This window comes from Citrobacter europaeus, from assembly GCA_020099315.1.
Classification (GTDB): Bacteria; Pseudomonadota; Gammaproteobacteria; order Enterobacterales; family Enterobacteriaceae; genus Citrobacter; species Citrobacter europaeus.
This window is the reverse complement of the sequence record CP083650.1, coordinates 3,169,102-3,187,024: the sequence shown is the minus strand read 5'-3', so window position 1 is coordinate 3,187,024 and position 17,923 is coordinate 3,169,102. Positions and strand designations below refer to the sequence as shown.

The window sequence follows — 17,923 nt, the reverse complement described above, 5'->3', positions numbered from 1 at the left end:
CTGCTATCAGGCCTGGGCGAAATGACAACATCAGAAAATCATCTTAAACACGCCCGTTACCACCAACAGTCCAATCAGAAAAATAATCAGAATTACCCACAGCAGAATTTTCATTAATTTTCCCTTTTTTTGGTAAGTTCAGATTGAGTATAGGAAAGTATCAATCATTCTGCCTGGGGGGACTGTTATGCTGGTTTACGTGCGCTGAGCAAAAACACCATTGGCCGCTCTTTTTCTTCATCCAGCGCCGGGTTTTCAGCAATCTGTTGCGCAGACGGTCCCCATTCATCGACACAGACGATGTCGAATCCGGCCCCAACCAACGCATTAATCCAGGTCGCCAGTTTACGGTGCTGTTTTTTGACGCCTTCAGCAAACCAGTTACTGATGCGTTCGCCTTCCTGCTGATAATGATTGACCGGCCAGGACTGTTGCCCGGTTTTATCTTTTATCCAGCCCTGGTTAAGCGGTGCGGTATAAATTGGATGCTCGGCAGAAAAAACTAACATGCCGCCTGGTGTTAATGACTGGTAAATCGTTACCAATAATCGTTCTATATCGCGCAAATAGTGCAGGGCAAGCGAGCTATAAACCAGATCAAAGGAATTTGGCGACAGGGTAAGCATTTCGAGATCTTCACGCTGATAAACGATGCCACTACCCTGAGTCATACTGTGCGCCTGGGTTAACATCTTTTGTGAAATATCCAGTCCCAATACGCTGGCAGCCTGATTATCGCGCGCGTAGCGACAAAACCAGCCATATCCACAGCCCAAATCGAGAATGTTTTTTCCCTGCAGAGAGGGGAGCATAGCTTGTATTGTCGGCCATTCTGGCGCGCCATCGAGTCCTTTCACCGAACGATCCAGCGTGGCGTATCCTGCAAAGAACTCAGGGTCGTCATAGATATTCTGTGACATAACGTCTCCATCTATTAATTATTAAAATTATTTAATCTATATTATTTGTCTGGTGTATATTTTTCCGATTATATAATTTTATTGCCAAAGATGTATTGCCACGCGTAACTAAAAAAGCAGGAACGACAAGTCGTAATCTCTGCACATCTTTTCTTACCTGTATATCTCCATGAATCGTAATTCCGTTTTAGTCCCGGCGGCATTGTTGCCGCTTTTTATTCTGATGTCAGGCTGCGCGCCAATGCATGATGACCGCCAGTCTCTGTCGCAGCAGGCTCCTGCTGCGAATGTCGATACCACATTGCCCGCAGCGTTAAAAAATGGCTGGCCGGACAGCCAGTGGTGGAAGGCATACCATGACCCCCAGCTTAATGCGTTGATTGACAGCACGTTGCGAAATTCTCCTGATATGCAGGTAGCGGAACAGCGCATTCAACTGGCGGAGGCACAGGCTAAGGCGGTGGAGGCGCAGGATGGCCCGGAGATCGACTTCTCCGCGGACGTTGAGCGTCAGAGAATGTCAGCCGAAGGGCTGATGGGACCGTTTGCCATTACCGATCCGGCCGCCGGGACGACAGGGCCGTGGTACACCAACGGCACCTTTGGTTTAACCGCAGGCTGGAATCTGGATCTGTGGGGTAAGAATCGGGCTGAAGTGACGGCGCGTATAGGGGCCGTTAAGGCGCGTGAAGCCGAGCGTGAGCAAACCCGACAGCTGCTGGCGAGCGGCGTGTCTCGACTGTACTGGGAATGGCAAACGCAGGCCGCGCTGAAAACCGTGCTGACGCAAATCGAAACTGAGCAGCAAAACGTGATTACCGTCGATCGTCAGCTGTATCAAAACGGTCTTACTTCTTCAGTGGAAGGCGTTGAAACTGACATCGATTCCAGCAAGACAGAGCAGCAGTTAAACGACGTCAGCGGTAAAATGAAGGTCATCGAGGCGCGACTGAGCGCGCTGACTAATGCCCAGTCCACTGCCCTGAAGCTCCATACGACCAAACTGCCTGCGGTCGAAAGTCAGCTCCCGTCCCAGTTAGGTTACTCGCTACTGGCCCGCCGACCGGATTTACAGGCGGCGCACTGGTACATCGAATCATCGCTGAGCAGCATTGATGCGGCGAAAGCGGCGTTTTATCCCGATGTGAATCTGATAGCGTTTTTACAACAGGATGCGTTACATCTGAGCGACCTGTTCCGCCATTCCGCACAGCAAATGGGTGTCACAGCCGGACTCACGCTGCCTGTCTTCGACAGCGGCAGACTAAATGCGAATCTCGACATAACCAAAGCCCAAAGCAACCTGACGGTGGCGAATTACAATAAAGCCGTGGTAGATGCAGTGAATGACGTGGCGCGAGCAGCTTCGCAGGTGGAAACACTGGCGCAGAAAAATCAGCATCAGCAGCAGATTGAGCATGATGCCCAGCGCGTCGTGGGTCTGGCGCAGGCGCGCTTTAATGCCGGTATTATTGCTGGCTCCCGGGTCAGCGAGGCAAAGATCCCGGCTTTACGCGAGCAGTGCAACGGTCTGCTTTTACAAGGCCAGTGGCTGGATGCCTCAATCCAGTTGACCAGCGCGCTGGGTGGTGGTTATCACGCGTCCTGACTGTTCGGCCCGCGGTGTTAAGCTGTCGGGCCATTTTCATTGCGCTTACGTGCGCTTCGCCGTTTCATCCACCAGCGGACGCCCGCGACTATCCCGATAACCAGCACCAGCCAGATGCCATGCTTGATATGCTGGTCAAGGCTGTGCAGCCACGGCGCAATCACTTCGCCACCGACATAGCCGAGAGTGGTAAATAGCGATGCCCAGACAAATGCGCCAAGAATATTCAACGGTAAAAAAATCTTCGGCGGCAGGTGACTGGCGCCAATCAGCAAAGGACCAATAACGCGAAAGCCATACATAAAGCGCGTACCGACCACAAACAGGTAAGGACGTCGCTGGATCATCTTTTGTGCATAATCAATTTTTGCCTGATGGCGCGAGAAACGCTGCAAAATTTTGCCGCCAAAACGGCGTCCGAGTAAATAGAGCAACTGATCGCCAATCATCCCACCCAGTGCGACCGAGAGTACCACCAGCGGAAATTTCAGAACGCCCTGATGTGCCGCCACGCCGCCTAACAGGGTAATGGTTTCGCCTTCCGCCAGGCTGCCGATGATTAACGCAGCATAGCCGTATTGCGCAACATAATGATTTATATCCATACGTTTGTATGACCTCCACTACTAATAGCATACACCCTATGAATATTTGATGCCGGAAAAGCACAACCTGGCGCTTCGGTATTTTTCCTGTGTACATAAAATAATCAAAAGCTGAATTATAATTGAAGTGTTGAGGTCCGGAGCTGACAAGAAGGGGGCGGTATGAACCATGTCTGGGGGCTGTTTTCCCATCCCGATCGTGAAATGCACGTAATCAACAGCGAAAACGAAAGTGTTTCGCATCACTACACCCACCATGTACTGCTGATGGCGGCAATCCCGGTTATTTGCGCGTTTATCGGCACCACGCAAATCGGCTGGAATTTTGGCGATGGCAATATCCTGAAATTATCCCTGTTAACCGGATTGGCGATGGCGATTCTGTTTTACGGGGTGATGCTGGCAGGCGTCGCCGTCATGGGCCGGGTTATCTGGTGGATGGCGCGAAATTACCCGCAGCGTCCGTCGCTGGCGCATTGTATGGTGTTTGCCGGATATGTCGCGACGCCGCTGTTTTTAAGCGGGCTCGTCGCACTTTATCCGCTGGTCTGGCTGTGCGCATTGGTGGGGACCATCGCGCTGTTTTACACCGGCTATTTACTTTACCTCGGTATACCGACGTTCCTGAATATCACTCGTGAGGAAGGGTTAAGTTTTTCCAGTTCGACGCTGGCGATCGGTGTGCTGGTACTGGAAGTTTTGCTGGCTATTACGGTAATCCTGTGGGGTTACGGCTATCGGTTATTCTGACGGATAAACCTGTCTGCGCTGCGTTGTTGACGTAAAAGTCAGCAACGCAGCATTTCGAGACGATTCTCCTGTGGCGGCAAACCTGCCGGATCGCTATGATGCCTGAGCTAGCTTGAGATAATACTTAGTCTCAGGCGGTGTGCGTTGTGACGTGCGTGAACCATTATCAGAAATCTCATCATGCTGAAATTCCGAGTTTCATTATTAAGCCTTGCCCTGGTGCTGGCCGTTCCTTTTGCACCCCAAGCCGTGGCTAAAACGGCAACTACCGCAGCGGCTTCTCAACCTGAGATAGCATCCGGTAGCGCGATGATTGTTGATCTGAATACCAACAAAGTTATCTATTCGAACCATCCGGATCTTGTGCGTCCGATTGCGTCGATTACCAAATTAATGACGGCGATGGTGGTGCTTGATGCGCGACTGCCGCTGAATGAAAAGTTGAAAGTTGATATTAGCCAGACGCCGGAAATGAAAGGCATTTACTCTCGCGTTCGACTTAACAGCGAAATTAGCCGTAAAGACATGCTGTTGCTGGCGCTGATGTCATCAGAAAACCGCGCGGCGGCGAGCCTGGCGCATCATTACCCGGGCGGATATAACGCGTTTATCAAAGCCATGAATGCCAAAGCGAAATCGCTCGGTATGACTCAGACACGCTTTGTGGAACCCACCGGCTTATCGATTCATAACGTTTCGACGGCCCGGGACTTAACCAAACTGCTGATTGCCAGCAAACAGTATCCGCTGATTGGCCAGCTAAGTACGACGCGCGAAGATATGGCGACGTTTGCCAATCCGGCGTATACGCTGCCGTTTCGTAACACCAACCATTTGGTATACCGCGATAACTGGAATATTCAGTTAACGAAAACCGGGTTTACCAATGCGGCGGGTCACTGTCTGGTGATGCGCACGGTGATTAATAACAAACCGGTGGCGCTGGTGGTGATGGATGCATTTGGTAAATATACCCACTTTGCCGATGCCAGCCGTTTACGTACCTGGATTGAAACGGGCAAGGTGATGCCGGTTCCGGCGGCGGCGCTGAGCTATAAAAAGCAAAAAGCCGCGCAGATGGCGGCGGCAGGTTCGGCGACGGGCGAGCAAACCGCACAGAACGATTAAACAAGACGTCTTATCCGGCCTGCACAAAACTAATGTGGCTGTAGGCCGGGCAAGCGAAGCGCCCCCGGCAACATGCCCGGTGGCGCTTATCTTTTTTTTGCTTTACGACTCTTTCCAGAACTTCTGCTTACTCGTTTTCCCAATACCCGGATTCATACTGTTGGTGGGATCGTTCTCACGGTAAAAACGGGTCAAGGTTTCCGGCGCCTGATACAGATGCCCGACGTTGTGCTCTGCCGGATACTGCGCCCCACGCTCGCGCAGGAGTTCCAGCATTTGCTCTTTCAGCGCATGCGCGTCCACGCCTTTTTTCACAATGTAATCCTGATGGAAGACGTAGCACATAAAGTGACCGTAATAGAGTTTGTGCACCAGTTGGCTGTCGATCTCTGGAGGCAGATGCTCGTACCATTCGGTATCGTTACGGCGTAGCGCGATATCCAGCGCCAGAATATCTTCCACTTCATCGGCATGAACGGCCTGATAACGTATAGCCGCGCCAGCCGCCGCAAAGCGGTGTAAAAACGCCTTGCTGCCTTCTTCCGCGGTACAGGCAAAGAAATCGCCTTCAGCGGTTTTGAAATATTCGCTAAGCCAGTTTTGCGCTTCAGCCACGCCGCCGCCGGCCATTTTTAACAGCAGGTGATGTTCGTACTTATCGCGCCAGCTTTTCATGCGTGCCGGTAAGTGGCTGGGGAACAAATGACCAAATTTCTGCATTGCGCGATCGGTGAAGTGCGGACGGAAAATTTTCACTTTTTCCAGCATCGCATCGGTGCGACCTTTCAGGGTGAAGAAGAACGGCATTTTGTCGGTGCCGAGCTTGTCGATCATCAGAAACGTATCTTTGCCGTATTGCTCAGCAATGTCGTAAATATCGCGGTGCATGTATTCACCGGCGACCGGCAGATGCTCAAATTTTGCCAGAATATGCCGGCGGATCTCTGTCAATACCTCTGGCTGGTTGGTGCCGATATAAAAGACCTGCTGGTTTTTTTCGGCTTCGAAGGTGTCCAGGCGCACGGCGAAAACCGCGAGCTTGCCGGCACAACCGGATGATTCAAACAATCTATCCGGGTCGGCGTTATAGCGTGCAGGCGTGTCCGCCTCGATATCTCTGACGCGGGTAACGTAGTCGTGATCGTGCGCATGACGCCCGTCATGGCGGACATCGTCATCTTTAATCCGCTCGTCATCAAGTTTGCTCAGGATCTGCTCCGGGGTCTGGCCCAGCTCGATACCCAGATGGTTAACCAGCTGTAATTTGCCCTGTTCGTCAATACGCGCAAACAGCGACATCTCCGTGTATGCCGGACCGCGCTGTACCAGCGAGCCGCCGGAGTTGTTGCAAATGCCGCCGATAACCGAAGCGCCGATGCAAGACGAACCGATCACTGAATGCGGCTCACGGCCAAACGGTTTGAGCGCTTTTTCCAGCGAATAAAGCGTGGTTCCAGGGTAAGCCAAAACCTGTTCGCCTTTGCCAATGACGTGCAGCTTATCAAGACGCAGAGTGCTGATAATGACAATCTCGCGGTCATAATCATTACCGCTCGGCGTAGAGCCTTCGGTCAGACCGGTGTTTGCGGCCTGCATCAGGATGATTTTATCTGCGGCGACGCAGGCGCTCAAAACGCGCCACAGTTCTAAAAGCGAGCCCGGGAACACGACGGCAAGCGCATCGCCCTGGCCGGAGCGGAAGCCCTTGCGATAGCGGGCGGTTTTAGCAGGGTCTGTGAGCAGGTGTGAATGACCCACCAGACGGGTCAGTTCATTCAGAAAAGCTTTATTATCTGTTGTAATGGAAGACATTCTCCACTCCTTGTGGTGGGACTCAATATCAGGAACAAGCATAGCGCTTTGTATGACAATACGCTTTCTCATTCATAATGTCTCTGGTTCGTCTTCTACTGATTCGCGCTGGTTTTGAAAATTAGGAGAATAACCTTAGCTTTCTTTATCGCTCCCGTTTAGTCTTACGGCAAACTGCGGTTTTTGTTATATTTTCGCTGCCTCGTCGGGAAAAAATAAAGAGAGAATCAACATGAAATGGCTATGTTCTGTAGGTGTCGCGGTGAGTCTGGCGTTGCAACCCGCGTTGGCGGACACTCTGTTTGGTAACCATCCGCTGACGCCAGAAGCGCGGGATGCCTTCGTTACCGATTTACTCAAGCAGATGACCGTGGATGAGAAAATTGGGCAACTCCGTTTGATAAGCGTCGGGCCTGATAATCCGAAGGAAGCCATCCGCGAGATGATCAAAGACGGGCAGGTTGGGGCAATTTTTAACACCGTCACACGCCAGGATATCCGCAAAATGCAGGATCAGGTGATGGAACTCAGCCGCCTGAAAATTCCTCTCTTTTTTGCCTACGACGTATTACACGGTCAGCGTACCGTGTTCCCAATTAGCCTCGGTCTGGCGTCCTCCTTTAATCTCGATGCGGTCAGAACCGTTGGTCGGGTTTCTGCGTATGAAGCCGCCGATGATGGTCTGAATATGACCTGGGCGCCGATGGTCGACGTCTCGCGCGATCCGCGCTGGGGGCGTGCCTCAGAAGGATTTGGTGAAGATACGTATTTGACCGCCACAATGGGCAAAACCATGGTGGAAGCGATGCAGGGGAAAAGCCCGGCCGACAGGTATTCAGTGATGACCAGCGTTAAGCACTTCGCCGCCTATGGCGCGGTTGAGGGCGGCAAGGAATATAACACCGTCGATATGAGCCCGCAGCGTCTGTTCAACGACTACATGCCGCCGTACAAAGCCGGACTGGATGCTGGTAGCGGTGCGGTGATGGTAGGGCTTAATTCGCTGAACGGCACGCCAGCAACCTCGGATGCCTGGCTGTTAAAAGACGTGCTGCGCGATGAGTGGGGCTTTAAGGGCATCACCGTTTCCGATCACGGCGCGATTAAGGAACTGATTAAGCACGGCACCGCCTCCGATCCTGAAGATGCAGTGCGCGTGGCGATCAAGTCCGGCATCAACATGAGCATGAGCGATGAGTATTACAGCAAATACCTGCCGGGGTTGATTAAGTCAGGCAAAGTCACGATGGCGGAACTGGATGACGCCGCGCGCCACGTGCTGAACGTGAAATATGATATGGGGCTGTTTAACGATCCGTACAGCCATCTGGGGGCCAAAGAATCTGACCCGCAGGACACCAATGCGGAAAGCCGATTGCATCGCAAAGAAGCGCGTGAAGTGGCGCGTGAAAGTCTGGTACTGCTGAAGAACCGTCTGGAAACATTGCCGCTGAAAAAATCCGCCACCGTGGCGGTTGTCGGTCCGCTGGCTGACAGCAAGCGTGATGTCATGGGCAGTTGGTCTGCTGCCGGTGTGGCCGATCAGTCGGTAACGGTGCTTACGGGGATTAAAAACGCCATCGGTGAGCAGGGTAAAGTGGTGTACGCGAAAGGGGCGAACATCACCAACGACAAAGGCATTGTTGATTTCCTCAATCTGTATGAAGAGGCGGTGAAGGTTGACCCGCGTTCGCCGCAGGCGATGATCGATGAGGCCGTTAACGCCGCGAAGCAGTCTGACGTCGTGGTCGCGGTCGTCGGTGAGGCGCAGGGAATGGCGCATGAAGCTTCCAGCCGCACCGATATCACTATTCCACAGAGTCAGCGTGACCTGATTACTGCGCTGAAAGCCACGGGTAAACCGTTGGTTCTGGTGCTGATGAATGGACGTCCGCTGGCGCTGGTTAAGGAAGACCAACAGGCCGATGCGATCCTTGAAACCTGGTTTGCCGGGACGGAAGGCGGTAACGCCATCGCCGATGTGCTGTTTGGCGATTACAACCCGTCAGGTAAGCTGCCGATGTCTTTCCCGCGCTCTGTTGGACAGATCCCGGTCTATTACAGCCATCTCAATACCGGCCGCCCATATAATGCCGATAAGCCGAATAAGTACACGTCGCGCTACTTTGATGAAGCGAATGGTCCGTTGTATCCCTTTGGCTATGGCCTGAGCTATACCACGTTCACGGTTTCTGATGTGAAACTCTCCTCCCCAACGATGAAGCGTGACGGGACAGTGACGGCCAGCGTGCAGGTGACCAACACCGGCAAGCGCGAAGGTGCGACGGTTATTCAGATGTATTTGCAGGATGTGACCGCGTCAATGAGTCGTCCGGTAAAACAGCTGAAAGGTTTTGAGAAAGTAAATCTTAAGCCGGGCGAAACCCAGACCGTAAGCTTCCCGATTGACGTTGAAGCGCTGAAGTTTTGGAACCAGCGCATGCAATACGATGCGGAACCGGGCAAGTTCAACGTCTTTATCGGCGTTGATTCCGCCAGAGTGAAGCAGGGCGAATTTGAGCTGCTGTAATTGATGAATAAAGCCACGCATCATGCCTGATGGCGTTACGCTTACCAGGCTGACTAAATAGAATCATCCGGCAAATTCACTTTGGGTTTGCCGGATTTTTTTATTTTATTATCGCCTTACCGCTAATAACTCTCAGTGTTACTACCCAATTGCCAGGTTAAGGCTTGATTTTTCGACTATGCTTTTTCCTCAAGTCTCTGAAAAGGGCCGCAAAAGGATGAGGAGTACAGCATGATAATCTCAAAAGTATGGGGGGGCTCACTGGCGCTTTTAGCCGCGATAAGCTTACCCTTACAGGCCGCGTCACCCGTCACGGTCGGTTCAAAAATAGATACCGAAGGGGCGCTGCTCGGCAACATTATTTTGCAGGTGCTCGAAAGTCACGGCGTGAAAACCGTCAATAAAGTACAACTGGGTACCACTCCGGTAGTGCGTGGCGCCATCACCTCCGGTGAGCTGGATATTTATCCGGAATATACCGGCAATGGGGCATTCTTTTTTAAAGATGAGAATGATCCTGCGTGGAAGAATGCGCAGGCCGGTTTCGACAAAGTGAAAAAGCTGGACGCAGAGCAAAATAAGCTGGTCTGGCTAACGCCTGCGCCCGCCAACAATACCTGGACCATTGCTATACGCCAGGATATCGCACAAAAGAACAAGCTAGAGTCGCTTGCTGATTTAGGTCGTTACCTGAAAGACGGGGGAACGTTCAAGCTTGCCGCCTCTGCGGAATTCATCGAACGCGCTGACGCGTTGCCTGCGTTTGAAAAAGCCTATGATTTCAAGCTGAAGCAAAATCAGTTGTTGTCGCTGGCGGGTGGTGATACCGCGGTGACAATTAAAGCGGCGGCGCAGCAGACTTCTGGAGTCAATGCGGCGATGGCCTACGGCACCGACGGTCCGGTTGCGGCGCTCGGTCTGCAAACATTAAGCGATCCAAAAGGCGTCCAGCCCATTTATGCCCCTGCGCCCGTTGTGCGTGAATCGGTACTGAAGGACTACCCGCAAATGGGAGAATGGCTACAACCGGTATTTGCCAGCCTGGATGAAAAAACGCTGCAACAACTGAATGCCAGTATTGCCGTGGAGGGGCTGGATGCGAAAAAAGTCGCAGCAGACTACCTGAAGCAAAAAGGATGGGTGAAGTAACGGAGTTTGCAGCGGGTGGGTGTTTTGTCGAAAATTTCAGTAAATCGGGTGTTGCTGCTGCTGGTGCTTCTTACCTTCGCGGCGGCAGCGCTTCCTTTCATTAGCTATGCTCCCAATCGCCTGGTTTCCGGCGAAGGTCGTCAACTCTGGGATATCCGGCCCGACATGGCGTGGGGATTGGCGGTGGCTTGCTTGCTGCTGTTTCTTCTGTGCTTTGTACCGGGAAAGTCAGGCAATATATTGACGCTTGTTATTAGCCAGCTGTTGGTGATTGCGGCGCTGGTAACCGCAGGAGCAACGGCAACGTATCTGGCCCAGACCGGTAGCCCGCTGGCCAGAACCAGTCTGGGCAGCGGGTTCTGGTTGGGACTGGGGCTGATGCTGCTGGCCGCCAGTGACGCCATTCGTCGCATCACCGAACAGGCGTCATGGCGATGGCTGTTGCATGCGCAAATGTTTATTTTGCCGCTGGTACTTTTGTTCTCCGGCACGTTTAACGATCTTTCTCTGCTTAAAGAATATGCCAACCGTCAGGATGTCTTTAATGACGCACTGGCGCAACATCTGACAATTCTGTTCGCTACCGTGGTGCCCGCGATGCTTATTGGCGTGCCGCTGGGCGTCTGGTGTGCTTTTTCTGTCGCTCGCCAGGGGCCGGTATTTGCTGCACTGAATATCATCCAGACCATTCCCTCCGTCGCGCTGTTTGGCCTGTTAATTGCGCCCCTCGCCGGGCTGGTGAAGCACTTTCCGGTGTTGGGTTCGCTTGGCGTCGCCGGAACCGGTCTGACGCCTGCGCTTATTGCGTTGGTACTGTATGCGCTCTTACCGCTGGTTCGCGGCGTAGTGGCTGGATTGAATCAGGTTCCACGCGATGTGCTGGAAAGCGCCCGGGCGATGGGGATGAGCGCGCGGCAGCGGTTTATCTCGGTACAATTTCCACTGGCGTTGCCGGTCTTCTTGCGCAGCTTGCGGGTGGTCATGATCCAGACAGTGGGGATGGCGGTGATTGCCGCGCTGATTGGCGCAGGGGGATTTGGCGCGCTGGTCTTTCAGGGATTGCTCAGTAGCGCCGTTGATTTAGTTCTGCTGGGTGTGATCCCGGTAGTTGTGCTGGCAGTGTTGATTGATGCGCTGTTTGATTTAGGTCTCGCGCTGCTAAAGGTATCGAATAATGATTGAATTTCGCCATGTCAGTAAAACCTATGGTCAGCACAGGGCCGTCGATGACCTTAATCTGCAGTTAGGGGAGGGCAGCTTTTCGGTATTAATTGGTACGTCGGGTTCGGGGAAGTCCACCACGCTGAAGATGATCAACCGTCTGGTTGAGCATGACAGCGGGCAGATCCGATTTGCCGGGGAGGAGATCCGCAGCCTACCGGTGCTGGAGTTACGACGACGTATGGGGTACGCGATTCAGTCGATTGGTTTGTTTCCACACTGGACCGTTGCGCAGAACATCGCCACCGTACCACAGCTGCAAAAGTGGTCGCGCTCACGTATTGATGACCGAACAGATGAACTGATGGCACTGCTGGGTCTTGAGGCGAGTTTGCGTCACCGTTATCCGCATCAGCTTTCCGGCGGACAGCAGCAGCGGGTCGGGGTTGCGCGTGCGTTGGCGGCAGACCCGCAGGTGCTATTGATGGATGAGCCTTTTGGCGCGTTGGATCCGGTCACCCGCGGTGCGCTGCAACTGGAGATGACGCGCATTCACCGTCTGCTGGGGCGTACCATTGTGCTGGTGACACATGATATCGATGAGGCGCTGAGGCTGGCGGAGCATCTGGTTCTGATGGATGCAGGAAAGGTTGTGCAGCAAGGTGCGCCGATGTCGATGCTGACTGCGCCAGCGAATGATTTCGTGCAAACCTTTTTTGGCCGTAGTGAACTGGGCGTAAGGCTGTTGTCACTGCGCACGGTAGGTGATTTTATCCGTCGCGGCGAACGCTCAGATGGTGAACCGCTGGTGGATGAGATGACGCTTCGTGATGCGTTGTCGGTGTTTGTGGCGCGCGGTTGCGAGGTTTTACCGGTTGTGACGCCGCAGGGGTTGCCTTGCGGGACGCTTCATTTTCGCGATCTGCTTTCGGAGATGCCGACCCGTGAAACGTCTTGCTGATCCGCTGCTTTGGCTGGTTGTCCTGTTCCTGATCCTGTTGGTCGGGTTACCGCACAGTCAGGCCCTGTTTAGTTCGCTGTTCCCCGAGTTGCCGCGACCGGTGTATCAGCAGGAAAGTTTTACGACGCTGGCGTTAAGCCACTTTGCGCTGGTGGGGATTTCAAGTCTTATCGCCGTCATCATCGGCACGGGGGCGGGAGTTGTGGTAACCCGGTCCTGGGGCGTGGAATTCAGGCCGATGGTGGAAACGATTGCCGCCGTGGGGCAGACTTTTCCTCCGGTCGCCGTGCTGGCAATCGCCGTACCGGTGATGGGGTTTGGGCTTGAACCCGCGATTATCGCGCTGATCCTGTATGGCGTGTTACCGATCCTGCAGGCAACGCTGGCGGGACTTGGCGGCATTTCTCCCAGCGTGATGGAGGTAGCCAGCGGAATGGGAATGAGTCAGAGCCAGCGGCTGCGCAAAGTGGAGTTGCCGCTGGCGGCACCGGTCATCCTGGCGGGGATTCGCACGTCGGTGATTATTAATATCGGCACCGCAACAATCGCCTCAACCGTCGGGGCGAACACGCTGGGCACGCCGATTATTATCGGGCTTAGCGGGTTCAATACCGCTTATGTGATTCAGGGCGCGCTGCTGGTCGCGCTGGCGGCAGTGATAGTTGATCGCGGGTTTGAGCGATTAGCGAGCCGCCTTACCCGGCACGTAAAATGAATGTGTAGCCTGCCAGCATGACGCCGCCGATACCGCCGATAGCCATTAGCAGAAAGAGGGTGATAACACCGATTTTAGCTGCGCTCATTATGCACTCCTTATGTGAATTCAAGGATTGTACACGTTTGTTAATAGAATATTAAATACCGAGTGGATAAATATCGTGACCTAACGCGCGCCATTCGTTCAACTGTTGCTGCTGTGCGGGCGTTTGGCTCTCGCCGCACCAGACGAGTAAGGTTCGACCTTCAAACAACTCCGGTCGCAATTGGTTCAGCGAGTGGGCGAGGACGTCAACGCGCCATCCCTGCTGGCTGGCTACCCAACCCTCCAGCCATAAACGGGTGGTATCGTGAATGTTCCAGCCGACAACCAGGGCGTCTTTACCCTGTTTCTTGCGCGCCGAAGCCAGACAAATTGCGATGTAGTTGATGAGGACGCCGTCGAGGATCCCCAGTAACGCCTGCAGGATCGGCTGTTGGCATTGCAGACGTCGGCGTAACGGAATGAACAAATGGGTGTTGAGCGTTTGTGCGGGATAATCCTGACCGCGCTCCTTGATCCACAGTCTGAGGCTATGCAAATTATTACTTTGCAAATAGCTCAACAGCGTCTCTTGTTGTTCGCGCCAGCCGTTATGGACATCAATGTTCTCATTGCTGAGCAGCATTTTTACCTTACTGACCTGAACGCCGTTGTTTATCCAGCGTTTTATCTCACGGATCCTGTCGATATCCGCGTCGTTAAACAGGCGATGCCCGCCGTCTGTCCGCTGCGGTTTGAGTAATCCGTAACGCCTCTGCCACGCGCGTAAAGTGACAGGGTTGATATCACAAAGCAAAGCCACTTCACCTATTGTGTAAAGCGCCATCGTCGTCTCACTTATGCTCGCGAGGTCCCAGTTTTACTTTAGACGCTCTTTTGCGAACCAGGTAGTTTTGTCTGTTTTTTGTTCAACGAATGGGTGAATTTGTAGTCATGCTCGCGCTTTCGAGTGATCGTTCTCACAAATTCCTTTTTTTTTGCAACACTTCAAAGAAAGTTACGCGCAGCCCATGTATGTTACGCGCTTTTAAGTGATGTGTGGTTGGCGGGTATGTACGAGTTTAATCTGGTGTTGCTGCTGCTTCAGCAGATGTGTGTGTTTCTCGTTATCGCGTGGCTCATGAGCAAAACGCGTTTGTTTATCCCGCTGATGCAGGTCACGATCCGGCTCCCGCATAAGCTGCTTTGCTACGTCACCTTTTCCATTTTCTGCATTTTGGGCACCTATTTCGGGCTGCACATTGATGATTCTATTGCCAACACCCGTGCTATCGGCGCGGTGATGGGCGGGCTGCTTGGCGGCCCGGTGGTTGGCGGTTTAGTCGGCCTGACCGGCGGCTTACATCGTTATTCCATGGGTGGAATGACGGCGCTCAGTTGCATGATTTCAACCATTGTGGAAGGTTTACTCGGCGGGCTGGTGCACAGTGTACTCACCCGTCGCGGTCGCACCGATAAAGTCTTTAGCCCACTGACCGCGGGGGCTATTACCTTTGTTGCCGAACTGGTGCAGATGCTGATCATCTTATTAATTGCTCGTCCGTTCGATGACGCGTTTCGACTGGTCAGCAATATCGCCGCGCCGATGATGGTGACTAATACCGTGGGCGCGGCCCTGTTTATGCGTATTTTGCTCGATAAACGGGCGATGTTTGAAAAATATACCTCCGCTTTTTCCGCCACAGCGCTCAAAGTTGCTGCTTCCACGGAAGGTATATTGCGCCAGGGATTCAACGAGGTTAACAGCATGAAGGTTGCCCAGGTGCTGTATGAGGAGCTGGATATCGGTGCCGTGGCGATTACCGATCGTGAGAAGCTGCTGGCATTTACCGGTATTGGCGACGACCATCATCTGCCCGGTAAACCGATTTCCTCCTCGTACACCCAACGGGCGATAGAAACCGGCGAGGTGGTGTATGCCGATGGGAATGAAGTCCCTTACCGCTGCTCTTTGCATCCGCAATGTAAATTAGGCTCAACGTTGGTCATCCCTTTGCGGGGCGAAAACCAGCGGGTGATGGGGACTATCAAGCTGTATGAAGCCAAAAACCGTCTCTTTAGCTCGATCAACCGCACGCTGGGGGAAGGGATCGCCCAACTGCTTTCGGCGCAGATTCTGGCCGGGCAGTATGAGCGGCAAAAAGCGATGCTGACGCAGTCGGAAATCAAACTCCTGCATGCACAGGTGAATCCCCATTTTCTGTTTAATGCGCTCAACACCATTAAAGCCGTAATCCGACGCGATAGCGAGCAGGCCAGTCAACTGGTGCAGTATTTGTCGACGTTCTTTCGCAAAAACTTAAAGCGCCCGTCGGAGATTGTGACGCTGGCCGATGAAATTGAGCATGTTAACGCCTATCTGCAAATTGAAAAGGCGCGCTTTCAGTCGCGCCTGCAGGTGACCTTAACGGTGCCAGATGCGCTTGCTCATCAGCAATTACCCGCTTTCACCTTACAACCGATCGTGGAGAATGCCATCAAGCATGGTACCTCTCAGCTACTGGATACCGGGGAAGTGTCGATTACCGCCCGCCGCGAAGGGCTGTATCTGATGCTGGATATTGAAGACAACGCCGGGTTGTATCAGCCAACGTCTGAGGCCAGCGGATTGGGTATGAATCTGGTCGATAAACGACTGCGCGAGCGGTTTGGCGACGATTTTGGCATCAGCGTAGCGTGTGAACCTGACCGTTTTACCCGAATCACTTTACGACTTCCTCTGGAGGAACTGGCATGATCAAAGTGCTGATTGTCGATGACGAACCGTTAGCGCGGGAGAATCTGCGGATCCTGTTGCAGGAGCAAAGCGACATCGAGATTGTCGGGGAATGCTCGAATGCGGTGGAAGCCATCGGCGCGGTGCATAAGCTGCGTCCGGATGTCCTGTTTCTTGATATTCAGATGCCGCGTATCAGCGGCCTGGAAATGGTCGGCATGCTTGATCCCGAGCATCGCCCGTACATTGTTTTCCTTACCGCCTTTGATGAGTATGCGGTGAAGGCCTTTGAAGAACACGCGTTTGATTATCTGCTCAAACCGATTGAAGAAGCGCGGCTGGAAAAAACGCTGATCCGTTTACGCCAGGAGCGCACCAAGCAGGATGTATCACTACTGCCCGAGAATCAGCAGGCGCTGAAGTTTATTCCGTGCAGCGGTCATAGCCGAATTTATCTGCTGCAAATGGATGATGTGGCGTTTATCAGCAGCCGTATGAGCGGCGTGTATGTGACCAGTAGTGATGGTAAAGAGGGGTTCACCGAACTGACGCTCAGAACGCTGGAAAGTCGTACTCCTCTGCTGCGCTGTCACCGGCAATATCTGGTGAATATGGCGCAATTGCAGGAGATCCGTCTGGAAGATAACGGTCAGGCGGAGCTGATTTTGCGAAACGGCCTGACCGTTCCGGTAAGCCGCCGTTATCTTAAAAGTCTAAAAGAGGCGATTGGACTGTAAAACTGATACACTGCGCGCCATTGCATCACCGACAGTTGAAGGCTCTATGCTAAGTAACGATATTCTTCGTAGCCTGCGCTACACCCTGAAAGCGGACAATAACGACATGGTGCGTATTCTTGCGCTTGCTGACATGGAATCCACCTCCGCAGGTTTCGATACCTGGATGACAAAAGAAGATGAAGACGGGTTTGTGCGCTGCCCGGATATCATTCTCTCCGGTTTTTTAAACGGACTGATTTATCATCTGCGTGGTAAAGATGATTCTGCGCCGGAACTGGCGCTTGAGCGTCGTGTTAACAACAATACGGTACTGAAAAAGCTGCGTATCGCCTTTTCGCTGAAAACCGATGATATTCTGGCCATTATGACCGGGCAGAAGTTTCGTGTGTCGATGCCGGAAATCACCGCCATGATGCGCGCACCGGACCATAAGAACTATCGCGAATGCGGCGATCAGTTTCTACGTTATTTCCTGCGAGGTTTGACCTTCCACGTGCATAACGCGAAGTCTTAAAGCGTAAAGCGGGCGACCACGATGAATATCGGGTCGCCGGTGGTTTACTTCACTTCTTTAAAACCCGCCGATTCCATTACCGTTTGCATTTGCTTCATGCTGATGTTTTTATCGGCATTCTCAGAAAGCTTCATCCCGGAAATTGCCTGCAATGCTTTTATATCAACTTTTTCCATATCGATAGTGACATTTTCCTGCGCGTAGGTATCTGTATAGCTGAGCTTTTCTTCTATACCCGCGATATTTTGATATTTAGCGCTTAACGCGTCGAATACTTTCGCTGCTTCTTCTTTATTGCTGGCACCGATCGATGCATAGCTGATTTTACTTTCGGAGATCTGTTTCAGAACCTTATCGCCTTTATAGGTGTAAGAGACGGTAATATCCGAACCGTAAAGGTTGGCATTAAATGTTTTTGTCTCTTCTTTATCACCACATCCCGTCAGAGAAAAAACGACAACCGACGCTGCGACAAGTGAAACTAATTTTTGAAACGCTTTCATGTAAAACTCCATTTCATGAATGTTGGATGCTAAATAATAGCGCCAATGAATTTGATGGGTCCGAA

Annotated in this window: 18 protein-coding genes; 11 read left to right on the top strand and 7 right to left on the bottom strand. The window is 52.7% G+C overall.

The window, feature by feature from the left end; all coding sequences use genetic code 11:
* Positions 1–30 precede the first annotated feature (30 nt).
* Together yohP and LA337_15130 are read right to left on the bottom strand one after the other, a co-directional pair.
* Positions 31–114, bottom strand: a complete 84-nt coding sequence (gene yohP / locus LA337_15135; GenBank protein UBI18482.1) for a protein YohP — start codon at positions 112–114, stop codon at positions 31–33.
* Between the two features lie 71 nt (positions 115–185).
* The gene (locus LA337_15130; protein ID UBI14516.1) at positions 186–920 is read right to left on the bottom strand and encodes a class I SAM-dependent methyltransferase; all 735 of its coding nucleotides are present in this window, start codon (positions 918–920) and stop codon (positions 186–188) included.
* Positions 921–1,089: 169 nt separating this feature from the next.
* Between LA337_15130 and mdtQ the strand changes: the two genes are divergently transcribed.
* Positions 1,090–2,529, top strand: coding sequence for a multidrug resistance outer membrane protein MdtQ (gene mdtQ / locus LA337_15125; GenBank protein ID UBI14515.1), 1,440 nt, complete (start codon positions 1,090–1,092; stop codon positions 2,527–2,529).
* A 17-nt stretch (positions 2,530–2,546) separates the two neighbouring features.
* Here mdtQ and LA337_15120 read toward each other — a convergent pair whose 3' ends face one another.
* The gene (locus LA337_15120; protein UBI14514.1) at positions 2,547–3,134 is read right to left on the bottom strand and encodes a DedA family protein; all 588 of its coding nucleotides are present in this window, start codon (positions 3,132–3,134) and stop codon (positions 2,547–2,549) included.
* 162 nt (positions 3,135–3,296) lie between these two features.
* Here LA337_15120 and LA337_15115 point away from each other — a divergent pair, with 162 nt between their 5' ends.
* Both LA337_15115 and pbpG read left to right on the top strand, forming a co-directional pair.
* Positions 3,297–3,884, top strand: a complete 588-nt coding sequence (locus tag LA337_15115) for a YIP1 family protein (GenBank protein ID UBI14513.1) — start codon at positions 3,297–3,299, stop codon at positions 3,882–3,884.
* Positions 3,885–4,064: 180 nt separating this feature from the next.
* Positions 4,065–5,012, top strand: coding sequence for a D-alanyl-D-alanine endopeptidase (gene pbpG, locus LA337_15110; protein ID UBI14512.1), 948 nt, complete (start codon positions 4,065–4,067; stop codon positions 5,010–5,012).
* 102 nt (positions 5,013–5,114) lie between these two features.
* Here pbpG and dld read toward each other — a convergent pair whose 3' ends face one another.
* On the bottom strand, positions 5,115–6,824 hold the full coding sequence (gene dld, locus LA337_15105; GenBank protein UBI14511.1) for a D-lactate dehydrogenase: 1,710 nt from the start codon (positions 6,822–6,824) through the stop codon (positions 5,115–5,117).
* 232 nt (positions 6,825–7,056) lie between these two features.
* On the opposite strand from dld, the gene bglX reads away from it, so the two are divergent.
* The 5 genes from bglX (at position 7,057) to LA337_15080 (ending at position 13,340) form a co-directional block, all read left to right on the top strand.
* Positions 7,057–9,354 carry a beta-glucosidase BglX gene (bglX, locus tag LA337_15100; protein UBI14510.1) on the top strand — a complete coding sequence of 766 codons (2,298 nt, stop codon included), beginning with the start codon at positions 7,057–7,059 and terminating at the stop codon, positions 9,352–9,354.
* 231 nt (positions 9,355–9,585) lie between these two features.
* On the top strand, positions 9,586–10,503 hold the full coding sequence (locus tag LA337_15095) for an ABC transporter substrate-binding protein (GenBank protein UBI14509.1): 918 nt from the start codon (positions 9,586–9,588) through the stop codon (positions 10,501–10,503).
* Between the two features lie 24 nt (positions 10,504–10,527).
* Entirely contained in the window at positions 10,528–11,685 is a 1,158-nt protein-coding gene (locus tag LA337_15090; protein ID UBI14508.1) for an ABC transporter permease, read from the top strand.
* The gene (locus tag LA337_15085) at positions 11,678–12,625 is read left to right on the top strand and encodes an ABC transporter ATP-binding protein (protein UBI14507.1); all 948 of its coding nucleotides are present in this window, start codon (positions 11,678–11,680) and stop codon (positions 12,623–12,625) included. The genes LA337_15090 and LA337_15085 overlap by 8 nt, the downstream gene beginning before the upstream one ends.
* Positions 12,609–13,340, top strand: coding sequence for an ABC transporter permease (locus LA337_15080; protein UBI14506.1), 732 nt, complete (start codon positions 12,609–12,611; stop codon positions 13,338–13,340). Before LA337_15085 ends, LA337_15080 begins: the two co-directional genes overlap by 17 nt.
* Here the strand turns inward: LA337_15080 and LA337_15075 are convergent.
* Together LA337_15075 and mlrA are read right to left on the bottom strand one after the other, a co-directional pair.
* A complete protein-coding gene (locus LA337_15075) occupies positions 13,321–13,428 on the bottom strand; it encodes a protein YohO (protein ID UBI14505.1) in 108 nt (35 codons plus the stop codon). The genes LA337_15080 and LA337_15075 overlap by 20 nt on opposite strands.
* A 51-nt stretch (positions 13,429–13,479) precedes the next feature.
* The gene (gene mlrA / locus LA337_15070) at positions 13,480–14,211 is read right to left on the bottom strand and encodes an HTH-type transcriptional regulator MlrA (GenBank protein UBI14504.1); all 732 of its coding nucleotides are present in this window, start codon (positions 14,209–14,211) and stop codon (positions 13,480–13,482) included.
* Positions 14,212–14,436: 225 nt separating this feature from the next.
* Here mlrA and LA337_15065 point away from each other — a divergent pair, with 225 nt between their 5' ends.
* From LA337_15065 to LA337_15055, 3 genes are read left to right on the top strand one after another with little or no spacing between them, the layout of a single operon-like run.
* Positions 14,437–16,122, top strand: coding sequence for a sensor histidine kinase (locus LA337_15065; GenBank protein UBI14503.1), 1,686 nt, complete (start codon positions 14,437–14,439; stop codon positions 16,120–16,122).
* Positions 16,119–16,838: a two-component system response regulator BtsR gene (gene btsR, locus LA337_15060; protein UBI14502.1), complete on the top strand. Its 720-nt coding sequence runs from the start codon at positions 16,119–16,121 to the stop codon at positions 16,836–16,838. Before LA337_15065 ends, btsR begins: the two co-directional genes overlap by 4 nt.
* Positions 16,839–16,884: 46 nt before the next feature.
* Complete coding sequence (locus tag LA337_15055) at positions 16,885–17,355, top strand: DUF1456 family protein (GenBank protein UBI14501.1); 471 nt, start codon at positions 16,885–16,887, stop codon at positions 17,353–17,355.
* A gap of 44 nt (positions 17,356–17,399) precedes the next feature.
* Here the strand turns inward: LA337_15055 and LA337_15050 are convergent, their stop codons facing one another.
* Positions 17,400–17,858, bottom strand: a complete 459-nt coding sequence (locus tag LA337_15050; protein UBI14500.1) for a YehR family lipoprotein — start codon at positions 17,856–17,858, stop codon at positions 17,400–17,402.
* Positions 17,859–17,923 lie beyond the last annotated feature (65 nt).